Genomic DNA, 16,038 nt, shown 5'->3' with positions numbered 1-16,038 from the left:
TCATCCTACCTGAACTGCCTCGGAGCCGTCCTGATTCCGGGTGACGGTGCCGCGCCCGGGGGTGATCGGTGTGACCCGGGTCACCTTAAGGCGTCCTTGCGTGCGGGCGGTAGCCTGCGCTCGTGTCCGCCCCCGACCCCGCCCTGGTCGACCTGCTCGGCCTCGTCGCCTACGGCGAACTGCTCGCCTTCGACCGGCTGGCCGCCGACGCCCGCCTCGCCCCCGACCTGCGCCGCCGGGCCGCGCTGAGCGAGATGGCCGCCGCCGAGATCGCGCACTACCGGTGGATCGCCGACCGGATCACCGCGCTCGGCGTGACCCCCGACGAGGCCATGGGGCCCTACGTCGAGGCGTTGCAGGCCTACCACGACTCGACCGAGCCGAAGGACTGGCTGGAGGCGGTGACCAAGGCGTACGTGGGCGACGCCATCAGCGACGACTTCCTGCGCGGGATCGCCGGCGGCCTCGACGGGCCGGACCAGCGCCTGATCCTCGACGTGCTGCACGACTCGCGGTACGCCGGGTTCGCCGCCGCCGAGATCCGGGCCGCCATCGAGGCCGAACCCCGGGTGGCCAACCGGCTCTCCATGTGGGCCCGGCGGCTGGTCGGCGAGGCGCTCTCCCAGGCGGGCCGGGTCGCGGCCGCCGACCGGGGCGCGCTCACCGCGCTGATCTCCCGGGAGGGCGTGGACGTGCCGGCGCTCTTCCGCCGGCTGACCGACGCGCACACCGCCCGGATGACCGCCGCGGGGCTGAACAACTGAACGCCGGGCGCCGCCGTGACGGGCTTCCCGCCACGGCGGGCCGGCCGGGGATGGCGGCCCGCGGAGGCGGGCCGACCGGTATCAGCGGACGGTGAACCCGACCGCGCGGGGCGAGGCCTCCGCGATCTCGACGTAGGCGACCTTCGTGACCGGCACGATGACCCGCCGGCCCTTCTCGTCGGTCAGGGAGAGGGTGCCCTCACCCTTGGCGACGGCGTCGGTCACGATCTGCTCGATCTCGGCCGGCGACTGAGCGCTCTCCAGGACCAGCTCCCGCGGCGCGTACTGCACGCCGATCTTGACCTCCACTGTGCCTCCTCAACTGGGGCGAAAAAGCCACCGTGGGAAGGCTATCCGATCTGGCGGCCCGATGTTCAGGCTGACTCACCTTGCAGCGGGAAGCTGGCGATGCCCCGCCAGGACAGGGCCGCGACCAGCGCCTCGGCCTCGGCCTTGGGCACCTGACGGCCGCCGGCCAGCCAGAACTGGGCGGCGGTCTCGGCGGCGCCGACCAGGCCGGAGGCGAGCAGCTCGGCGTGCGCCCGGCTCACCCCGGTGTCCGAGATGATGGTGTCGGTGATCGCCGCGATGCAGCCCTGCTCGACCCGCTCCACGCGCTGCCGCACGGCCGGGTCGTTGCGCAGGTCCGACTCGAAGACGAGCCGGAACGCCTCGCTCTCGTGGTCGACGAAGTCGAAGTACGCGCGCACCGAGGCGCCGACCCGTTCCTTGTTGTCGTTGGTGCCGCGCATCGCGTCGTGCACCTTCGCCACGATGGCGTCACAGTGCGTGTCCAGCAGCGCCAGGTAGAGCTCCATCTTGCCCGGGAAGTGCTGGTAGAGCACAGGCTTGGAGACACCCGCCCGCTCGGCGATGTCGTCCATCGCGGCGGCGTGGTAGCCCTGCGCGACGAACACCTGCTGAGCTGCGGCGAGCAGCTGCTTGCGCCGCGCCGAGCGGGGCAGGCGGGTGGGCCGGCCGGCGGTCTGCGCACCGTTCCCCACAGCGGTCATGGGAACCTCCGAGTTTCTCTGTACGAGCCGGCACTTATCACCCGAACCGGTCCGGGTTGGTGAACCCGTCGCGGAATTGGCCCGCCGCTGTAACTTATCGCCACTGTCACCACACGGTAGCCTCAGCGGGGGCGACCAAGGAGCGCGCGGTGAGTGAATCAGGGCAACCCGGAGCCGCCACCCCGGGAGAGCACGGCGACGGCACGGGTCAGCAGGACGACCTGGCCCGCGCCGGCAGCGGGTGGGCGCCCCCGGCGACCGGCTGGGCCCGCGGCGCTCCGGCGCCCGGCAGCTGGCCCCGCGCCGACCTCACCACCGGCTGGGGCGCCTCGTCCCCCCGGCACGGCGACCTCCCGGCCCCACTGCCCGGGCTGACCGCCGAGGAGCCGCCCGGGCGGGTCAACGGCCGCCACGTCAACGGCGTGCACCACGCCGGGGAGGAGCCGCCCGTGACCCGCGAGGCGCCGGTGAGTGCCCCGCCCGCGGACGAGCCCCGCCGGGAGACCGGCGCCGACCGGCTCATCGTGCCGGCCCAGCGGCCCGCGCCCGCGGTCGAGCAGCCGACCGCCGAGGCGGATCCCGGTGCCTCCCGGCACGCCCCCGACGACCCGCCGCCGGGGCGCGCCGCGCGCTGGGCGGAGAGCGGCCCGACCTCCGGGCCGCCGGCCCTCCAGGTGCCCCCGGTCGGCGCCACCGCCTCCGGCTTCGAGGTGCCCCCCGGCTTCCACGCGCCGACCGCCGAACGGTCCGAATCCGCACCGTCGCTCTCCCGCGGCTGGGCTGACCGCCGTCCGCCGGAGCGGCCTCCAGCTGAGGCGCCGCCAGTCGCCGGCCGGGCCGACCACTTCCCGGCGGAACAGCCCCCGGCCGAGGCGCCGTCGCTTTCCCGCGGCTGGGCCGACCGGCCGACCTCGGCCCCGCCCGCGGGCCCGGACGCCGGTGCCGCGCCGGAGCGACGGCCCGCCGCCGAGCAGCCGCGCGCCGCGGCCGACGAGCGGGGCGCCGGGCCGGCCGGGGAACCGCCGTGGTCCGGCCCGGCCTGGAACCGCCAGAGCTGGGGCGGGGGCTGGGCCCCGCCGTGGGCGCGCGAGGACGAGTCGACCGGCCGCCCGGCCGGCGAGGAGGAGCCCGCCGGCCGCCGCGCCGCCCGCGAGGACGAGCCGGTCGGCCGCCGGGCCGCCCGCGAGGAGTGGGCGCCCGAGCCGGTCCGGCCCTACGAGCCGGCCCGGGTCGAGCCGCCCGCCGGCTACGACCCGCCCCGACCGGAGCCGGTCCGCCCCTTCGAGCCGGTCCGGGCCGAGTCGCCCGCGGGCTACGAGGCGCCGCGCTCCGAGCCGTCCCGGCCGTCCGAGGTGCCCGAGTCCCGCCCTGGGCACGAGCCGGCCGCCCGGGAGATCCCCGACCGGCCTACCTGGGCCGGGCCGCCCGTGCCCGTGGCCCCGTTCAGCGCACCCCCGCACACCACCCCGACCAGCGCGCCGCCCGTGCCCCACGAGGCGCCCACCGGCCCGCCACCCACCGGCTACCCGCCCGCGCCGCCCGTCCGCGCCGCCGAGGAGCGGGAGGCCAGGCCGGACCGGCTGCCGGGCGGCGCGGAGTGGTTGCCGGCCGGCCCACCGCCCGCCCCTGTCGACCGCGCGCCCGCGCCCACCCCGACGAGCGCACCTCCCTACGCGGCCCGCCGGTCCGCCCCGGAGCCGCCGCCGGCCGCCGAGGCGGCCGAGCTCACTCCGGTGCTGCCGCAGCGCGTCCCCGCCGAGCCGGATGTGCCCGTCGTGCCGGAGCCACCCGCCGTGGAACCACCCGCCGAGACCCCGGAACTCGCCCGCATCGCCACCCACCTGCGCCGGGACGACGAACCCGCGCCGCTGCGCGAGCGGCCGGAGGGCTTCGACGTCAACGCGATCCTCGACGCCGTCCGCGAGGTGGCCGGCGTCCGGGACGCGGCGCTGCGCCGCACCCCGGCCGGGGCGCACAGCCTCCGGCTGGACCTCGCCGACGGCGCGGACCCGGCCGAGGTGAGCAGGGTGGTCGCCCGTCTGCTCCAGGAGCGCATGGGGTTGGCCGCCGCCCCGCAGAACCTGCCCGGCGCCCCGGCGACCCCGCCGCCCCCGGTGCGCCGCCGGTCGGCCCAGCCGCGCGCCGACCGTCCCGCCGAGCCCCGCCCGGCCGAGGACCTGCCCGGCCCGGCCCGGTCCGGCCCGCAGTCCCGCCCGGCCGAGGAGGTGCCGGCCCCCGCCTGGTCGGCTCCGCAGTCCCGCCCGGCCGAGGAGGTGCCGGCCGCGGCCTGGTCCGCCTCCCAGTCCCGTCCGGCGGAGGACGTGGCCGGCCGCCAGTCCCGTCCGGCGGAGGACGTGGCCGGCCTTGAGCCCCGTCCGGCCCAGGACGTGACCGGCGCGCGGTCCGGCCCGGCGGAGGACCTGACCGGCCCGCGGTCCCGACCGGCCGGGGACCCGGCCGGTCCGAGGTCCGGCCCGAACCGGCCGGCGGAGAACCGGTCCGGCGAGGGTCGGTTCGCGGCGCCCGAGGCGCGCGCCGGCCGGCTCGCCGAGGCGCCGGCCGAGGGCGCCGACCCGGGGGCCGAGCCGCCGCGCCGCCGCCGGCAGGCCGGCGGCCACCGGGGCCGGGCCGCCGTGGAGGAGTCCTCGCTCGCCACCGCCCCGGCCGGCACGGCCACCGGCAGCCCGGCCACGCTCGGCACCTCGTACTCGGGCGGGCAGATGAGCACGACGGAGACCGCGCCGTCGCGACCGCTGGACACCGGCGGGCTGCCGGGGCCCCGGGTGGTGATCGACCACGTCCAGGTGAGCACCTTCGGCCTCGACGCCACCGTGGAGGTCCGCCTGCTCGCCGGGGACCGGACGGCGGAGGGGCACTCCACCGGGCCGGCCGTCGACGGCTACGTGCTGCGGCTCTGCGCGGTGGCCGCGGCCGCCGCGGTGGACGAACTGCTCGGCCAGGCCGCGTCGCCCGGGGACCGGGGGCGGTGCTTCGTCGAGCACACCGCCGTGGTGCCGTTCGGCAACTGCGAGGTGGCGACCGTGGTGGTGCTGCTGGTCTGTGACGGCTGGGTGGAGCAGCTGGCCGGGTCCGCCCTGGTCGCCGGGGATCCCCGGCAGGCCGTGGTCCGGGCCACCCTGGCCGCGGTGAACCGCCGGCTGGAGGCGCTGCTCGCCTGAGCCGGTGTCGGGCCGCGCCGGTCCGGGAAGACTGGAGCCATGAAGCCCGCCGCCCTCTGGCCGGAGCACCTCCTGCCCGCGCACCACGTCCCGCCGCCCTGGCCCGGCCGCAACGTCCGTCTCGACGGCACGGTGACGTACGTGCGCGACACCCCGGCCACCGCCCGCGGCGCGGAGCCGGCGCTGTACGTGCACGGCCTCGGCGGCTCGTCACAGAACTGGACGGATCTGGCCGGCCTGCTCGCCGACCGGCTCGACGGCCAGGCGATCGACCTGCCGGGTTTCGGGCGCAGCGAGCCGGGCCGGCGCTACACGGTGCCGTCGTTCGCCGACCGGGTGGTGCGGTGGATCGAGCACAGCGACCGGGGGCCGGTGCACCTGTTCGGCAACTCGCTCGGCGGCGCCGTCTGTGTCCGGGTGGCGGCGCTGCGTCCGGACCTGGTCCGGACGCTGACCCTGATCTCCCCGGCCCTGCCGTTCCTGGATTTCCGGCGCTCGCTGCAGGGCCGGATGCTGCCGCTGCTGGCGATCCCCCGGGGCGAGCGGCTGGCCGCCTGGCGGCTGGCCCAGGTCGCCCCCGAGGTGATGGCTGAGCAGGTGATGGAGGCGTGCATCGCCGACCTGACCCGGATCAGCGAGCAGCGCCGGCAGGAGGCGATCGAGGAGATTCGGATCCGCTACGAGGCGGCCCACTACGCCGCCGCCTACGTCCGCACCTTCCGTGGCCTGGTCTCCAGCTTCCTGCGGTCGTACCTGCCCGGGTCGGGGTCGCTGTGGCGGCTGGCGGCGCGGGTGCGGGTGCCGACGCTCGTGGTGGGTGGGCGGCAGGACCGCCTCGTCGACGTGCGGGTGGCGCCGCAGGCCGCCCGGGTGATCCCGGACAGCCGCCTGCTGTCGCTCGACGGCGTTGGGCACGTGGCCCAGTTGGAGGTGCCCCGGACCGTGGCGCGGGCGGTGCTGGCGCTGCTGGCCGAGGCGTCCCCCGACGGGTCGCCGCCGGGTGGGGAACGGCCGGATGCGCAGGCCAGGGCACTGATCACCGAAACGGGGGAGAGCGGGCGGCGCCGCGACATGGCAGGCTGAGCCGGATGCCCACCTCCGTCCGTCCGCGTGCCGCGCGGCCCACCGCCCCGCCCGCCGGCCGCTGGCGGTCCGCCGTGGTGGTCTGCGCCTTCCTCGTCGCCGCCGCGGTCGGCATCGGGGTCGCTCTGCAACATCCGTTGGTCGGGGCCGAGGCGCTCGTCAGTTCCGGCGCGGCGACCGAGCCACCTCAGCCGGCCGGGGGGCCGGCGCCGTCGAGCGCGTCGCCGTCGCCCTCACCGTCGCCGGATCCGGTGCCGAGCACGCCGGTGCTGCGGATGCCCGGTCCGGTGCCCGCGCACGGCCGGGGGAGCTTCGGCTACGACGACCGGACCGGCGGGGTGCTGGGTCGGGCCGGCGTGCTGCGCCGGTTCCGGGTGGCGGTGGAGAACGGCTCCGGGGAGGACGCGCACGCCTTCGGTGACGCCGTGCAGCGGGCGCTGGCGGGGCCGGGGAGCTGGGTGGACAGTGGTCGGCTGCGGCTGCAGCGGGTCGGGCCGGGCAGCCGGTCGGACTTCACGATCTACCTGGCGACCCGGGACACCGCGGGCCGCCTCTGCCGCGCCGGCGGCATCGACATCCGGGTGGGCGGCGTGCCGTACACGTCCTGCCGGGTCACCGGCAAGGTGGTGATCAACCTGGACCGGTGGCGGATCTCGGTGCCGCACCTGGTCGCGGCGAAGCTCCCGCTGGACACCTACCGGCTCTACGTCATCAACCACGAGGTCGGTCACCAGTTGGGGCACCACCACGAGGCCTGCCCGGGGAAGGGCCGGGTGGCGCCGGTGATGCAGCAGCAGACGCTCTTCCTGAACGGCTGCCGGCCGAATCCGTGGCCGTACGTGGACGGGAAGCGGTACACCGGTCCGCCGGTCTGAAAGACCTGATCGTGGCGATGAGAAGTATTCCGTGGGAGAAGCAGCAAAAAGGGCTAATTGCCCGAATTTACGTGGCACGCTGAGGGCATGACGTCGTCGTCCCCTTACGACCCGCCTGACGATCCCCGCCCGCCCCGGCTCGACTTCGCCCGCCCGCCGGCCCACCCGGGAACCGCCCCGCCGGCCCGTCCCGGCCTGCGCCGGATGCGGCGGCGCCGCCGGCGGGCCGTGCTGCTCCTGGTGGCGCTGCTCGTCGCGGTGGCCGGCGCGGCCGGGGTGACCCGGCTGGCCGGGCCCGGCGCGCTGGTGCACCTGTCCGGCCGGCATCCGCTGTCCGCAGCCAACCCCTCCCTGGCCAACGGCGCCGGCGACGGGCCCCGGTCCGAGCCGGGCGGATACCCCACCGCCGGCCCGGGCAGCTTCGCCGCCGCCGACGGCCGCTCGCCGGTACGCGGTTACGACGGCCCGCTGCGCCGCTACCGGGTCGAGGTCGAGCAGGACGCCGGGCAGGACGTGGACGAGTTCGCCGCCACCGTGGACGCGGTGCTCGGCGACCCGCGCAGCTGGATCGCCTCGGGCGAGCTGCGGGTGCAGCGGGTGCCCGAGGCGGCGGTCGCCGACTTCACCATCTACCTGGCCACCCCGGCCACCTCGGAGCGGATGTGCGCCGAGGGCGGGCTGAGCACCGAGCGGTACACCTCCTGCCGGCTGCCCGGCCGGGTCGTCATCAACCTGGCCCGGTGGATGGAGGCGGTGCCCGACTACGGCGCCCCGCTGGACGTCTACCGGACGTACGTGGTGAACCACGAGGTCGGGCACGAGTTCGGCGAGCTGCACCAGGCCTGCCCCGAGCCCGGCGCCGCCGCCCCGGTGATGCAGCAGCAGACGTACGGGCTGGACGGCTGCGTGGCGAACGCCTGGCCGTACGTCGACGGCGTTCGCTACTCCGGCGAGCCGACCGACGGGGTCTGAGTTATTCCCGCTCCCGCATGTCGGGCGACGTGGCCCTCATCATGGCCGATCCCCACCGGGGCGAGCGACAATGGCGCGGTCCCACCGCCGATCCCGGGGAGTCCACCGTGTCGTTGCCCCCGCTCGTCGAGCCCGCCGCCGAGCTGACCGTAGACGAGATCCGCCGCTACTCCCGCCACCTGATCATCCCGGACGTCGGGGTCGAGGGGCAGAAGCGGCTGAAGAACGCCCGGGTGCTCTGCGTCGGCGCCGGTGGTCTCGGCTCGCCGGCCCTGATGTACCTCGCCGCCGCCGGTGTCGGCACCCTCGGCATCATCGACTTCGACACCGTCGACGAGTCCAACCTCCAGCGCCAGATCATCCACGGCGTGTCCGACGTCGGCCGGTCCAAGGCCGAGTCCGCCGCCGCCTCGATCCGCGAGATCAACCCGCTGGTCAACGTGGAGATCCACAACACCGCGCTGGACCGGGACAACGTCCGGGAGATCTTCTCCGGCTACGACCTGATCGTCGACGGCACCGACAACTTCGCCACCCGCTACATGGTCAACGACGCGGCGGTGCTGCTCGGCAAGCCGTACGTCTGGGGTTCGATCTACCGGTTCGACGGCCAGGCGTCGGTGTTCTGGGCCGAGCACGGTCCCTGCTACCGCTGCCTCTACCCGGAGCCGCCGCCGCCCGGCATGGTCCCGTCCTGCGCCGAGGGTGGCGTGCTGGGCGTGCTCTGCGCGTCCATCGGGTCGATCCAGGTCAACGAGGCGATCAAGCTGCTCGCCGGCATCGGCGAGCCGCTGGTCGGCCGGCTGATGGTCTACGACGCCCTGGAGATGAGCTACCGCAAGATCAAGGTCCGCAAGGACCCGAACTGCGTGCTCTGCGGCGAGAACCCGACGGTCACCGATCTGCTGGAGGACTACGAGGACTTCTGCGGCGCGGTCTCCGACGAGGCGCAGGAGGCGGTGGTCGACTCGACCATCACCGCCCTGGAGCTGAAGGAGTGGCAGGACGCCGGCAAGGACTTCTTCCTGGTCGACGTCCGCGAGCCGGCCGAGTACGAGATCGTCCGGATCCCCGGCGCCACCCTGATCCCCAAGGGCGAGATCATCTCGGGCGAGGCGCTGGCGAGGCTCCCGCAGGACAAGCAGATCGTGCTGCACTGCAAGTCCGGTGTCCGCTCCGCCGAGGCGCTCGCCGCGCTCAAGGCGGCCGGCTTCAAGGACGCCGTGCACGTCCAGGGCGGCGTGCTCTCCTGGATCAAGCAGATCGACCCGGCGCTGCCGGCCTACTGAGGTCGCGTCGAAGGGCCCTCCCGGGTGTGCCGGGAGGGCCCTTCGCGTACCGCCGGTGGGCCGGGCCACCCCTGGCCGAGCTACCGAGGCGTAACCACGTTTGCGCCGGTAGCGTGACTGCCGTGGTGGATCTGGACGCGGCGATCGGCTTCGTCGTGGCGCACGGCGACGCGGTGGACCGCGCCCGCCTCTCCCGGCTGCGCACCGGCGCCCCGGTGCCGCCCGACCTGCTCGACGCGGCCGAGGCCGGGCAGGCATCCGGCGGTGGGTGGCCGGCCGTGCTCGACGGCGAGGTCGCCTCGGTCGACGCCACCTGCTACCGCCTGTCCGAGCTGGACGACCTCGGGGCGCTGGGCCGCCCGGCCGCCCGGCACGCCCTGGACTGGCTGGCCGCCCGCCAGCTCGCCGACGGCGGCTGGGACGAGGACCCGTCGCTGGCCGGGTTCGCCCCCGAGTGGGCCACCCCGGGCGACCCGGAGGCCCGGCTCTTCCTCACCGCCAACGCCGGGTTCTGGCTCACCGTGGCCGGGCTGGACGCCCGCGCCGCCGGGCCGCTCGACCACCGGGTCGGCGGGGCGTACGCCGGTGTGGTGCAGGCGGCGGCCCACGCGCTCGCCGCGCAGCTCGCACCGGACGGCAGCTGGCCGTCGTTCCTCCCGGCCGGCTGGCTCGCCGCGGCCGTGCTGCACCGCCAGCAGCTCTACTACGAGTCCGCCCGGATCCAGGCCGTGCTGGCCGAGCGGATCCCGCAGATGTCCCCGGCCGACGTGGCCTGGCTCGCCGCCACGCTGCGCCGGGTCGACGTGGGCGAGGAGCAGTGGCTGCTCGTCTCGGCCCGGCGGCGGCTGGCCGAGACCCAGCGCAGCGACGGCGGCTGGGACAGCGACGACGGCCACCAGTTCGACGTGCACACCACGCTGCGGGCGATCCGGGCCTGCCGCCCCACCACCCCGGAGGCCCCGGTCTCCGGCGCGCCGTTCGTCGCGCCGCAGCCGGCCGCGCCGCCGCTGGTGCCCGCGCCACGCCCGGCGCCCTCGGGCGACCTGGTCCTGCCGCCCGTCGTGCCGCTGCCGAGGCCGGCCCCGCCGTCCGCTCCGCCACCGGAGTCGGCGCCACCGGAGCCGGCCGCGCCCACCCCCTGAGCCGGCCCGCTCAGCGCAGGTGGCCGTCGCCGGTGACGACGTACTTGGTGCTGGTCAGCTCGGGCAGCCCCATCGGGCCGCGGGCGTGCAGCTTCTGCGTGGAGATACCGATCTCGGCGCCGAAGCCGAACTCGCCCCCGTCGGTGAACCGGGTGGAGGCGTTCACCATCACCGCGGCCGCGTCCACCCGGGCCACGAACTCGCGGGCCGCCGGCTGGGAGTCGGTGACGATCGCCTCGGTGTGGCCGGTGCCGTGCCGCCGGATGTGCGCGACCGCCGCGTCCAGCGAGTCGACAACGGCGACCGAGATGTCGGCGGAGAGGTATTCGGTGTCGAAGTCCTCGTCGGTGGCCGGCACCACCGCGTCGGAGTAGGTGGCGACCCGCGCGTCGCCGTGCACGGTCACCCCGGCGTCGGCGAAGGCGGCCAGCACGGCCGGCAGGAATGCGTCCGCGACGCCCGCGTGCACCAGCAGGGACTCGGCCGTGTTGCAGGTGGACAGGCGCTGGGTCTTGGAGTTCAGGGTGACCGCCACGGCCTTGGCCAGGTCGGCGGCGGCGTCCACGTAGACGTGGCAGTTGCCCACCCCGGTCTCGATCACCGGCACGGTCGACTCCTCGACCACGGTCCGGATGAGCGACGCGCCGCCGCGCGGGATCAGCACGTCGACGAGGCCCCGGGCGCCCATCAGCTCCTTGACCGAGTCGCGGGTGCTGGCGTCGAGGAGCTGCACCGCGTCGGCCGGCAGGCCGGCCCCGGCGACCGCGTCGCGGAGCACCGCGACCAGGGCGGCGTTGGAGTGCGCCGCCGAGGAGGAACCGCGCAGGAGCGCGGCGTTGCCGGACTTCAGGCAGATCCCGGCCGCGTCGACGGTCACGTTGGGGCGGCCCTCGTAGATGATGCCGACCACCCCGAACGGCACCCGGACCTGGCGCAGCTCCAGCCCGTTGGGCAGGGTCGCGCCGCGGACCACCTCGCCGACCGGGTCGGGCAGCGCGGCCATCTGCCGCAGCGCGTCGGCGATGCCGGCGACCCGGGCCTCGTCGAGGGCCAGCCGGTCCAGCACGGCCGCGCTCAGCCCGGCCTCCCGGCCGGCCGCCAGGTCCGCCGCGTTCGCGGTCAGGATCTCGGGGGTACGCGCCACCAGCGCGTCGGCCATCGCGTGCAGCGCGGCGTCCTTGACCGTACGGGTGGCGACCGCGAGGGCCTCCGCCGCGCCCCGGGCCCGGCGGGCCTGCTCGACCACACTCATCGCGTACTCCTCACAGCAGGACGAGGTCGTCGCGGTGGACGACCTCCCGTTCGTACGCCGGGCCGAGCGCCGCGGCGAGTTCCGAGGTGGAGCGGCCGAGCAGCCCGGGCAGCTCGACCGCGTCGTAGTTGACCAGCCCGCGGGCGACCGGCGCGCCCTCGGTGTCGACCAGGTCCACCGGGTCCCCAGCGGTGAACGCGCCGTCGACCGCGGTGATCCCGGCCGGGAGCAGGGACTTGCGCCGCCCGACCACGGCCTGCACCGCGCCGGGGTCGAGGTGCAGCCGGCCGCGCGGCGCGGTGGCGTGCGCCAGCCAGAAGAGCCGGGCGGCCGGGCGTCGGCTGCTCGGGTGGAAGAAGGTGCCGACCGGCTCGCCGGCCAGCGCCGGCCCGGCCAGGGGCGCGGCGGTGAGCACCACGGGTACGCCGAAGCCGGTGGCGATCCGGGCCGCCTCGACCTTGGTGACCATGCCGCCGGTGCCCACCCCGGCCCGCCCGGCGCCGCCGATGTCGACGCCGGCCAGGTCGCCCTCGCCGTGCACCTCGCTGATCCGGGTGCTGCCGGCGCGGGTCGGGTCACCGGTCCACAGCGCGTCCACGTCCGACAGCAGCACCAGCAGGTCGGCGTCGACCAGGGCGGCCACCAGCGCGGCGAGCCGGTCGTTGTCGCCGAACCGGATCTCCTCGGTGGCGACCGTGTCGTTCTCGTTGACGATCGGCACGGCCCGCAGGTCGAGCAGCTTGCGCAGGGTCCGGTACGCGTTGCGGTAGTGCGCCCGGCGGGTCACGTCGTCGACGGTGAGCAGCACCTGCCCGACGGTCAGCCGGCGCCGGGCGAAGGCCGCCGCGTACCGGCCGATGAGCAGGCCCTGCCCGACGCTGGCGGCGGCCTGCTGGGTGGCCAGGTCGCGGGGGCGCCGGGGCAGCCCGAGCGGGGCCAGGCCGGCGGCGATCGCGCCGGAGGAGACCAGTACGACCTCGCGCCCCGCGGCGGCGAGCGCGCCGAGCGTGTCGACCAGCCCGTCGACGCGGGTGTCGTCCAGGCCGCCCGCCGGGGTGGTCAGCGAGGACGAGCCGATCTTGACGACGATCCGGCGGGCCGAGGTGACTGCTTCGCGCACCGGACCATTCTGCGCGCTGCGGTCCGCCGCACCCCGGCGCGTTCCCATATCGTGGCAGCCCGTGACACCTGACGAGTACGTCGAGGCGGTGCTGGACCTGGTCGAGCGGATCCCACCGGGCCGGGTGATGTCGTACGGGGCGGTGGCCGATGCCCTCGCCGAGCGGTCGGGGCGGGCGTCGGCCCGGCTGGTCGGTTCGATCATGGCCCGGCACGGTGGCGGGGTGCCGTGGCACCGGGTGGTGAACTCGGCCGGCCGGCTGCCGCCGGGGCACGAGGTGGAGGCCCGGGCCCGGCTGCGTGCCGAGGGCTGCCCCCTGCGCCCCTCGGGAGTGGACATGGCGGCGGCCTGGTCGCCCGACGAGGGGATGTGACCGCCGACATAACGTGAGTAGCATTCGGCTCCATGACAGGAACGGGCGGGAGCCTGCCTCGCCGGGTGCACGCCGGATACGCGCTGGGCTCGCTGGTCACCGGCGCGTTCGGCACGGTGCCCGGGCTGCTCCTGCTGCCGTACCTCACCGACACGCTGGGCGTCGCGGCCGGGGTGGCCGCCCTGCTGGTGCTCCTGCCGAAGGCGTGGGACGTGCTCGTCAACCCGGTCGCCGGGCGGATCTCCGACCGGACCCGGTCCCGCTGGGGCGCACGCCGGCCCTGGCTGCTCGGCGGCGGGCTGGCGCTGGCCGCGCTCTTCGCGTCGATCTTCGCGGCGCCGTTCGGGTCCGGCCCGGCCGCCGGGACGTACGTGGCCGTGGCGTTCCTGGCCACCGCGACCGCGTTCGCCTTCTTTCAGGTGCCCTACGTGGCCATGCCCGCCGAGCTGACCGACGACCCGGCGGAGCGTACCCGGCTGATGAGCTGGCGGATCGCGGTGCTGGCGCTGGCCATCCTGGTCTCCGGGGCGGTGGCCCCGGCCGTGGTGACCGCCGGCGGCGACGGCGTGCCCGGGCACCGCTGGATGGGCCTGTTCGTGGCGGCGCTCATCGTGGCCGGCACGATCGGCGCGTTCCTCGGCACCCGGTCCGCGCCGGCCGGCACGGTGGGGGAGAGCGAGCCGAGCCTGCGCGCCCAGCTCGCGGTCGCCGGCCGGAACCGGCCGTTCCGCGTGCTGCTGGTCTGCTTCGTGATCCAGTCCGCCGGCGTGGCGACCGTGCTGGCCGGGGTGAAGTACTTCGCCGGCCAGGTGCTCCGCGCCCCGGACAGCGGCCCGACCCTGCTCTTCGCCTGCTTCGTCGGCCCGGCGCTGCTGGTCATGCCGCTGTGGACCCGGGCCGGCGCCCGGCTGGGCAAGCCCGCCTCGCTGGTCGCCGCCTCGCTGATCTTCGCGGCCGGCGCGCTGGCCCTGGTCGCGGCCCCCGCAATCCCGCCCGCCGGGGTGTACGCCGTGGTCGCCCTCATCGGCGTCGGCTACGCCGGCCAGCAGGTCTTCGCGCTGGCCATGCTGCCCGACTGCATCGCCTACGACACCGCCCGCACCGGCCGGCGGCAGGCCGGCGTGTTCACCGGGTTGTGGACCGCCGGGGAGACCTTCGGCCTGGCCCTCGGCCCCGGCATCTACGGCCTGGTCCTCCAGCTTTCCGGCTACGTCTCCTCGTCGACCGGGGTCGCGGCGGCCCAGTCGGCGACCGCCCGGCTCGGCGTGCTGCTCGGCTTCACCGTGCTGCCGGCCCTGCTGGTCGCCGCCCCGGTGGTGCTGCTGCGCGGCTACACCCTGACCCCGGCCCACCTGGCCGCCGCGTCCGCACCCGGCGGGGTCGCGCCGGCGGCGCGGGCCTGAGGCACGCGCGTCCGTCCGCCCGGACCGTCACGAGAGGAAACCCCGAGCACGATGACCGACACGGCAGGTACGGGCGCGCTGCCCGTCGAGGGGGTGCCCGCGGCGCGGGTGCTCGACGAGATCCGGGCCCTCCGGGCGGCCGACCGCCCGACGCACGGCGGGCGGCTGTTCGCCTACGTCTACGACCCCGGAGTGGCCGGGCTGGACGAGCTGGCGCAGGCCGCACACGCCGAGAGCGCCCACGTCAACGGCCTGGACCCGACCGCCTTCCCGTCCCTGCTGGCCATGGAGAACGCGGTCGTCGGCGCGGCCGCCCGGCTGCTCGGCGGGGGCCCCGGCACGTCCGCGCCGGACGTGGTCGGCAGCGTCACCAGCGGCGGCACGGAGTCGCTGATCCTGGCCGTCAAGGCGGCCCGGGACGCCCGGCCCGACCTCGCGGAGCCGCGCATCGTGGTGCCGGTCAGCGGGCACGCCGCGTTCGCCAAGGCGGCCCACTACCTGCGGGTGGCCCTCGACCCGGTGCCCGTGGACCCGGTGACCCTGCGCCCGGCGGTCGCCGACGTGGCCGCCGCGATCCGGCCCGAGACCGTGCTCGTGGTCGCCTCCGCGCCGTCGTACGCGCACGGCGTCGTCGACCCGGTGGCGGAGATCGCGGCCGTGGCGGCGGCGGCCGGGGTGCGGTGCCACGTGGACGCCTGCTTCGGGGGCTGGACGCTGCCCTGGCTGCGCCGGCTCGGCACCTCGGTGCCCCCGTTCGACTTCGCCGTGCCCGGGGTCACCTCGATCTCCGTCGACCTGCACAAGTACGCGTACGCCCCGAAGGGCGTGTCGGTGCTGCTGCACCGGGACGCGGGGCTGCGCGCGCCCCAGTTCTTCGCGTACGCCGACTGGCCCGGCTACACGATGGTCAACCCCGTGATCGCCTCGACCCGATCGGGTGGGCCGATCGCCGCCGCGTACGCCACCCTGCGGCACCTCGGCGAGGACGGCTACCTGCGGCTGGCCGCGCTGACCCGGGACGCGGTCGCCGGGCTGGCCGATGCGGTCCGCGCGGTCGACGGGCTGCGGCTGCTGGCCGAGCCGGAGTCGACGGTGGTCTGCTTCACCGCCGACGACCCGGGGCTGGACCTGTTCGTGCTGGTCGACGAGCTGACCGCCCGGGGCTGGCACACCCAGCCGCAGCTCGCGTACGCCGGCCTGCCGGCCAGCGTGCACCTCACGGTGACCGCCGCGGTGGCCCCGCGGGTCGCCGAGTTCGGCCCGGCGCTGGCCGAGGCCGTGGTGGCCGCCCGGGCCGCGGGACCGGTGCAGCTGCCGCCGGAGCTGCTGGCGCTGGCCGGCAGCCTCACCCCGGAGGCGCTCACCCCCGACCTGATCGCCGGGCTCGCCGCCGGCCTGGGGCTGGGCGCCGGGCCGGCGGACCGGATGGCGGCCGTGAACACCCTGCTCGAGGCGGCCCCGGTCCGGCTGCGGGAGCGGCTGCTCGTGGAGTTCGTCGGGCTGCTGCAACGACCGACCTGGTGAGGCCACCTTCGTGCTGTGATTGACTGTCACGTCAGGGGGATCTGCGAGG

General features: G+C 76.3%; 13 protein-coding genes and 1 pseudogene. 10 read left to right on the top strand and 4 right to left on the bottom strand.

Annotated elements, in window-relative coordinates:
• Positions 1–122: 122 nt before the first annotated feature.
• Positions 123–764, top strand: a complete 642-nt coding sequence (locus ACQP12_RS30095; protein WP_433283468.1) for a ferritin-like fold-containing protein — start codon at positions 123–125, stop codon at positions 762–764.
• Between the two features lie 81 nt (positions 765–845).
• Here the strand turns inward: ACQP12_RS30095 and ACQP12_RS30090 are convergent, their stop codons facing one another.
• Together ACQP12_RS30090 and ACQP12_RS30085 are read right to left on the bottom strand one after the other, a co-directional pair.
• A complete protein-coding gene (locus ACQP12_RS30090) occupies positions 846–1,073 on the bottom strand; it encodes a DUF3107 domain-containing protein (RefSeq protein ID WP_091317774.1) in 228 nt (75 codons plus the stop codon).
• Positions 1,074–1,138: 65 nt separating this feature from the next.
• Complete coding sequence (locus tag ACQP12_RS30085) at positions 1,139–1,777, bottom strand: TetR/AcrR family transcriptional regulator (protein WP_262282994.1); 639 nt, start codon at positions 1,775–1,777, stop codon at positions 1,139–1,141.
• 149 nt (positions 1,778–1,926) lie between these two features.
• Here ACQP12_RS30085 and ACQP12_RS30080 point away from each other — a divergent pair, with 149 nt between their 5' ends.
• From ACQP12_RS30080 to ACQP12_RS30055, 6 genes and pseudogenes are all read left to right on the top strand, one after another.
• Complete coding sequence (locus ACQP12_RS30080; protein ID WP_433283467.1) at positions 1,927–4,956, top strand: hypothetical protein; 3,030 nt, start codon at positions 1,927–1,929, stop codon at positions 4,954–4,956.
• Between the two features lie 39 nt (positions 4,957–4,995).
• On the top strand, positions 4,996–6,039 hold the full coding sequence (locus tag ACQP12_RS30075; protein WP_433283466.1) for an alpha/beta fold hydrolase: 1,044 nt from the start codon (positions 4,996–4,998) through the stop codon (positions 6,037–6,039).
• Positions 6,040–6,044: 5 nt separating this feature from the next.
• Positions 6,045–6,914 carry a DUF3152 domain-containing protein gene (locus ACQP12_RS30070; protein ID WP_433283465.1) on the top strand — a complete coding sequence of 290 codons (870 nt, stop codon included), beginning with the start codon at positions 6,045–6,047 and terminating at the stop codon, positions 6,912–6,914.
• A gap of 87 nt (positions 6,915–7,001) precedes the next feature.
• A complete protein-coding gene (locus ACQP12_RS30065; protein WP_433283464.1) occupies positions 7,002–7,886 on the top strand; it encodes a DUF3152 domain-containing protein in 885 nt (294 codons plus the stop codon).
• Between the two features lie 41 nt (positions 7,887–7,927).
• On the top strand, positions 7,928–9,175 hold the full coding sequence (moeZ, locus tag ACQP12_RS30060; protein ID WP_433289515.1) for an adenylyltransferase/sulfurtransferase MoeZ: 1,248 nt from the start codon (positions 7,928–7,930) through the stop codon (positions 9,173–9,175).
• A gap of 71 nt (positions 9,176–9,246) precedes the next feature.
• Positions 9,247–10,116, top strand: a pseudogene (locus tag ACQP12_RS30055) (hypothetical protein); the annotation flags it as partial.
• Between the two features lie 211 nt (positions 10,117–10,327).
• On the opposite strand, the gene ACQP12_RS30050 reads toward ACQP12_RS30055, so the two are convergent.
• Both ACQP12_RS30050 and proB read right to left on the bottom strand, forming a co-directional pair.
• Positions 10,328–11,569 (bottom strand): glutamate-5-semialdehyde dehydrogenase, encoded by a 1,242-nt coding sequence (locus ACQP12_RS30050; protein ID WP_433283463.1) that lies wholly within the window; start codon positions 11,567–11,569, stop codon positions 10,328–10,330.
• A 10-nt stretch (positions 11,570–11,579) separates the two neighbouring features.
• The gene (gene proB / locus ACQP12_RS30045; protein ID WP_433283462.1) at positions 11,580–12,737 is read right to left on the bottom strand and encodes a glutamate 5-kinase; all 1,158 of its coding nucleotides are present in this window, start codon (positions 12,735–12,737) and stop codon (positions 11,580–11,582) included.
• A gap of 13 nt (positions 12,738–12,750) precedes the next feature.
• Here proB and ACQP12_RS30040 point away from each other — a divergent pair, with 13 nt between their 5' ends.
• From ACQP12_RS30040 to ACQP12_RS30030, 3 genes are read left to right on the top strand one after another with little or no spacing between them, the layout of a single operon-like run.
• Positions 12,751–13,062: an MGMT family protein gene (locus tag ACQP12_RS30040; protein WP_357938865.1), complete on the top strand. Its 312-nt coding sequence runs from the start codon at positions 12,751–12,753 to the stop codon at positions 13,060–13,062.
• Between the two features lie 32 nt (positions 13,063–13,094).
• On the top strand, positions 13,095–14,465 hold the full coding sequence (locus ACQP12_RS30035) for an MFS transporter (RefSeq protein ID WP_433283461.1): 1,371 nt from the start codon (positions 13,095–13,097) through the stop codon (positions 14,463–14,465).
• 51 nt (positions 14,466–14,516) lie between these two features.
• Positions 14,517–15,989 (top strand): pyridoxal phosphate-dependent decarboxylase family protein, encoded by a 1,473-nt coding sequence (locus ACQP12_RS30030; protein WP_433283460.1) that lies wholly within the window; start codon positions 14,517–14,519, stop codon positions 15,987–15,989.
• Positions 15,990–16,038: the final 49 nt, after the last annotated feature.

The organism is Micromonospora sp. CA-244673, from assembly GCF_050948395.1.
Classification (GTDB): Bacteria; Actinomycetota; Actinomycetes; order Mycobacteriales; family Micromonosporaceae; genus Micromonospora.
The sequence above is the reverse complement of the archived record's forward strand: the minus strand, read 5'-3'. Positions and strand labels throughout refer to the sequence as shown.

Bases quoted from the DNA above. Each gene is read 5' to 3' on its own strand.
- ACQP12_RS30085 (WP_262282994.1), bottom strand. From the start codon at position 1,777: ATGACCGCTGTGGGGAACGGTGCGCAGACCGCCGGCCGGCCCACCCGC.
- ACQP12_RS30035 (WP_433283461.1), top strand. From the start codon at position 13,095: ATGACAGGAACGGGCGGGAGCCTGCCTCGCCGGGTGCACGCCGGATAC.
- ACQP12_RS30075 (WP_433283466.1), top strand. From the start codon at position 4,996: ATGAAGCCCGCCGCCCTCTGGCCGGAGCACCTCCTGCCCGCGCACCAC.
- ACQP12_RS30030 (WP_433283460.1), top strand. From the start codon at position 14,517: ATGACCGACACGGCAGGTACGGGCGCGCTGCCCGTCGAGGGGGTGCCC.
- ACQP12_RS30050 (WP_433283463.1), bottom strand. From the start codon at position 11,569: ATGAGTGTGGTCGAGCAGGCCCGCCGGGCCCGGGGCGCGGCGGAGGCC.
- moeZ (WP_433289515.1), top strand. From the start codon at position 7,928: ATGGCCGATCCCCACCGGGGCGAGCGACAATGGCGCGGTCCCACCGCC.
- proB (WP_433283462.1), bottom strand. From the start codon at position 12,737: ATGGGAACGCGCCGGGGTGCGGCGGACCGCAGCGCGCAGAATGGTCCG.
- ACQP12_RS30065 (WP_433283464.1), top strand. From the start codon at position 7,002: ATGACGTCGTCGTCCCCTTACGACCCGCCTGACGATCCCCGCCCGCCC.
- ACQP12_RS30070 (WP_433283465.1), top strand. From the start codon at position 6,045: ATGCCCACCTCCGTCCGTCCGCGTGCCGCGCGGCCCACCGCCCCGCCC.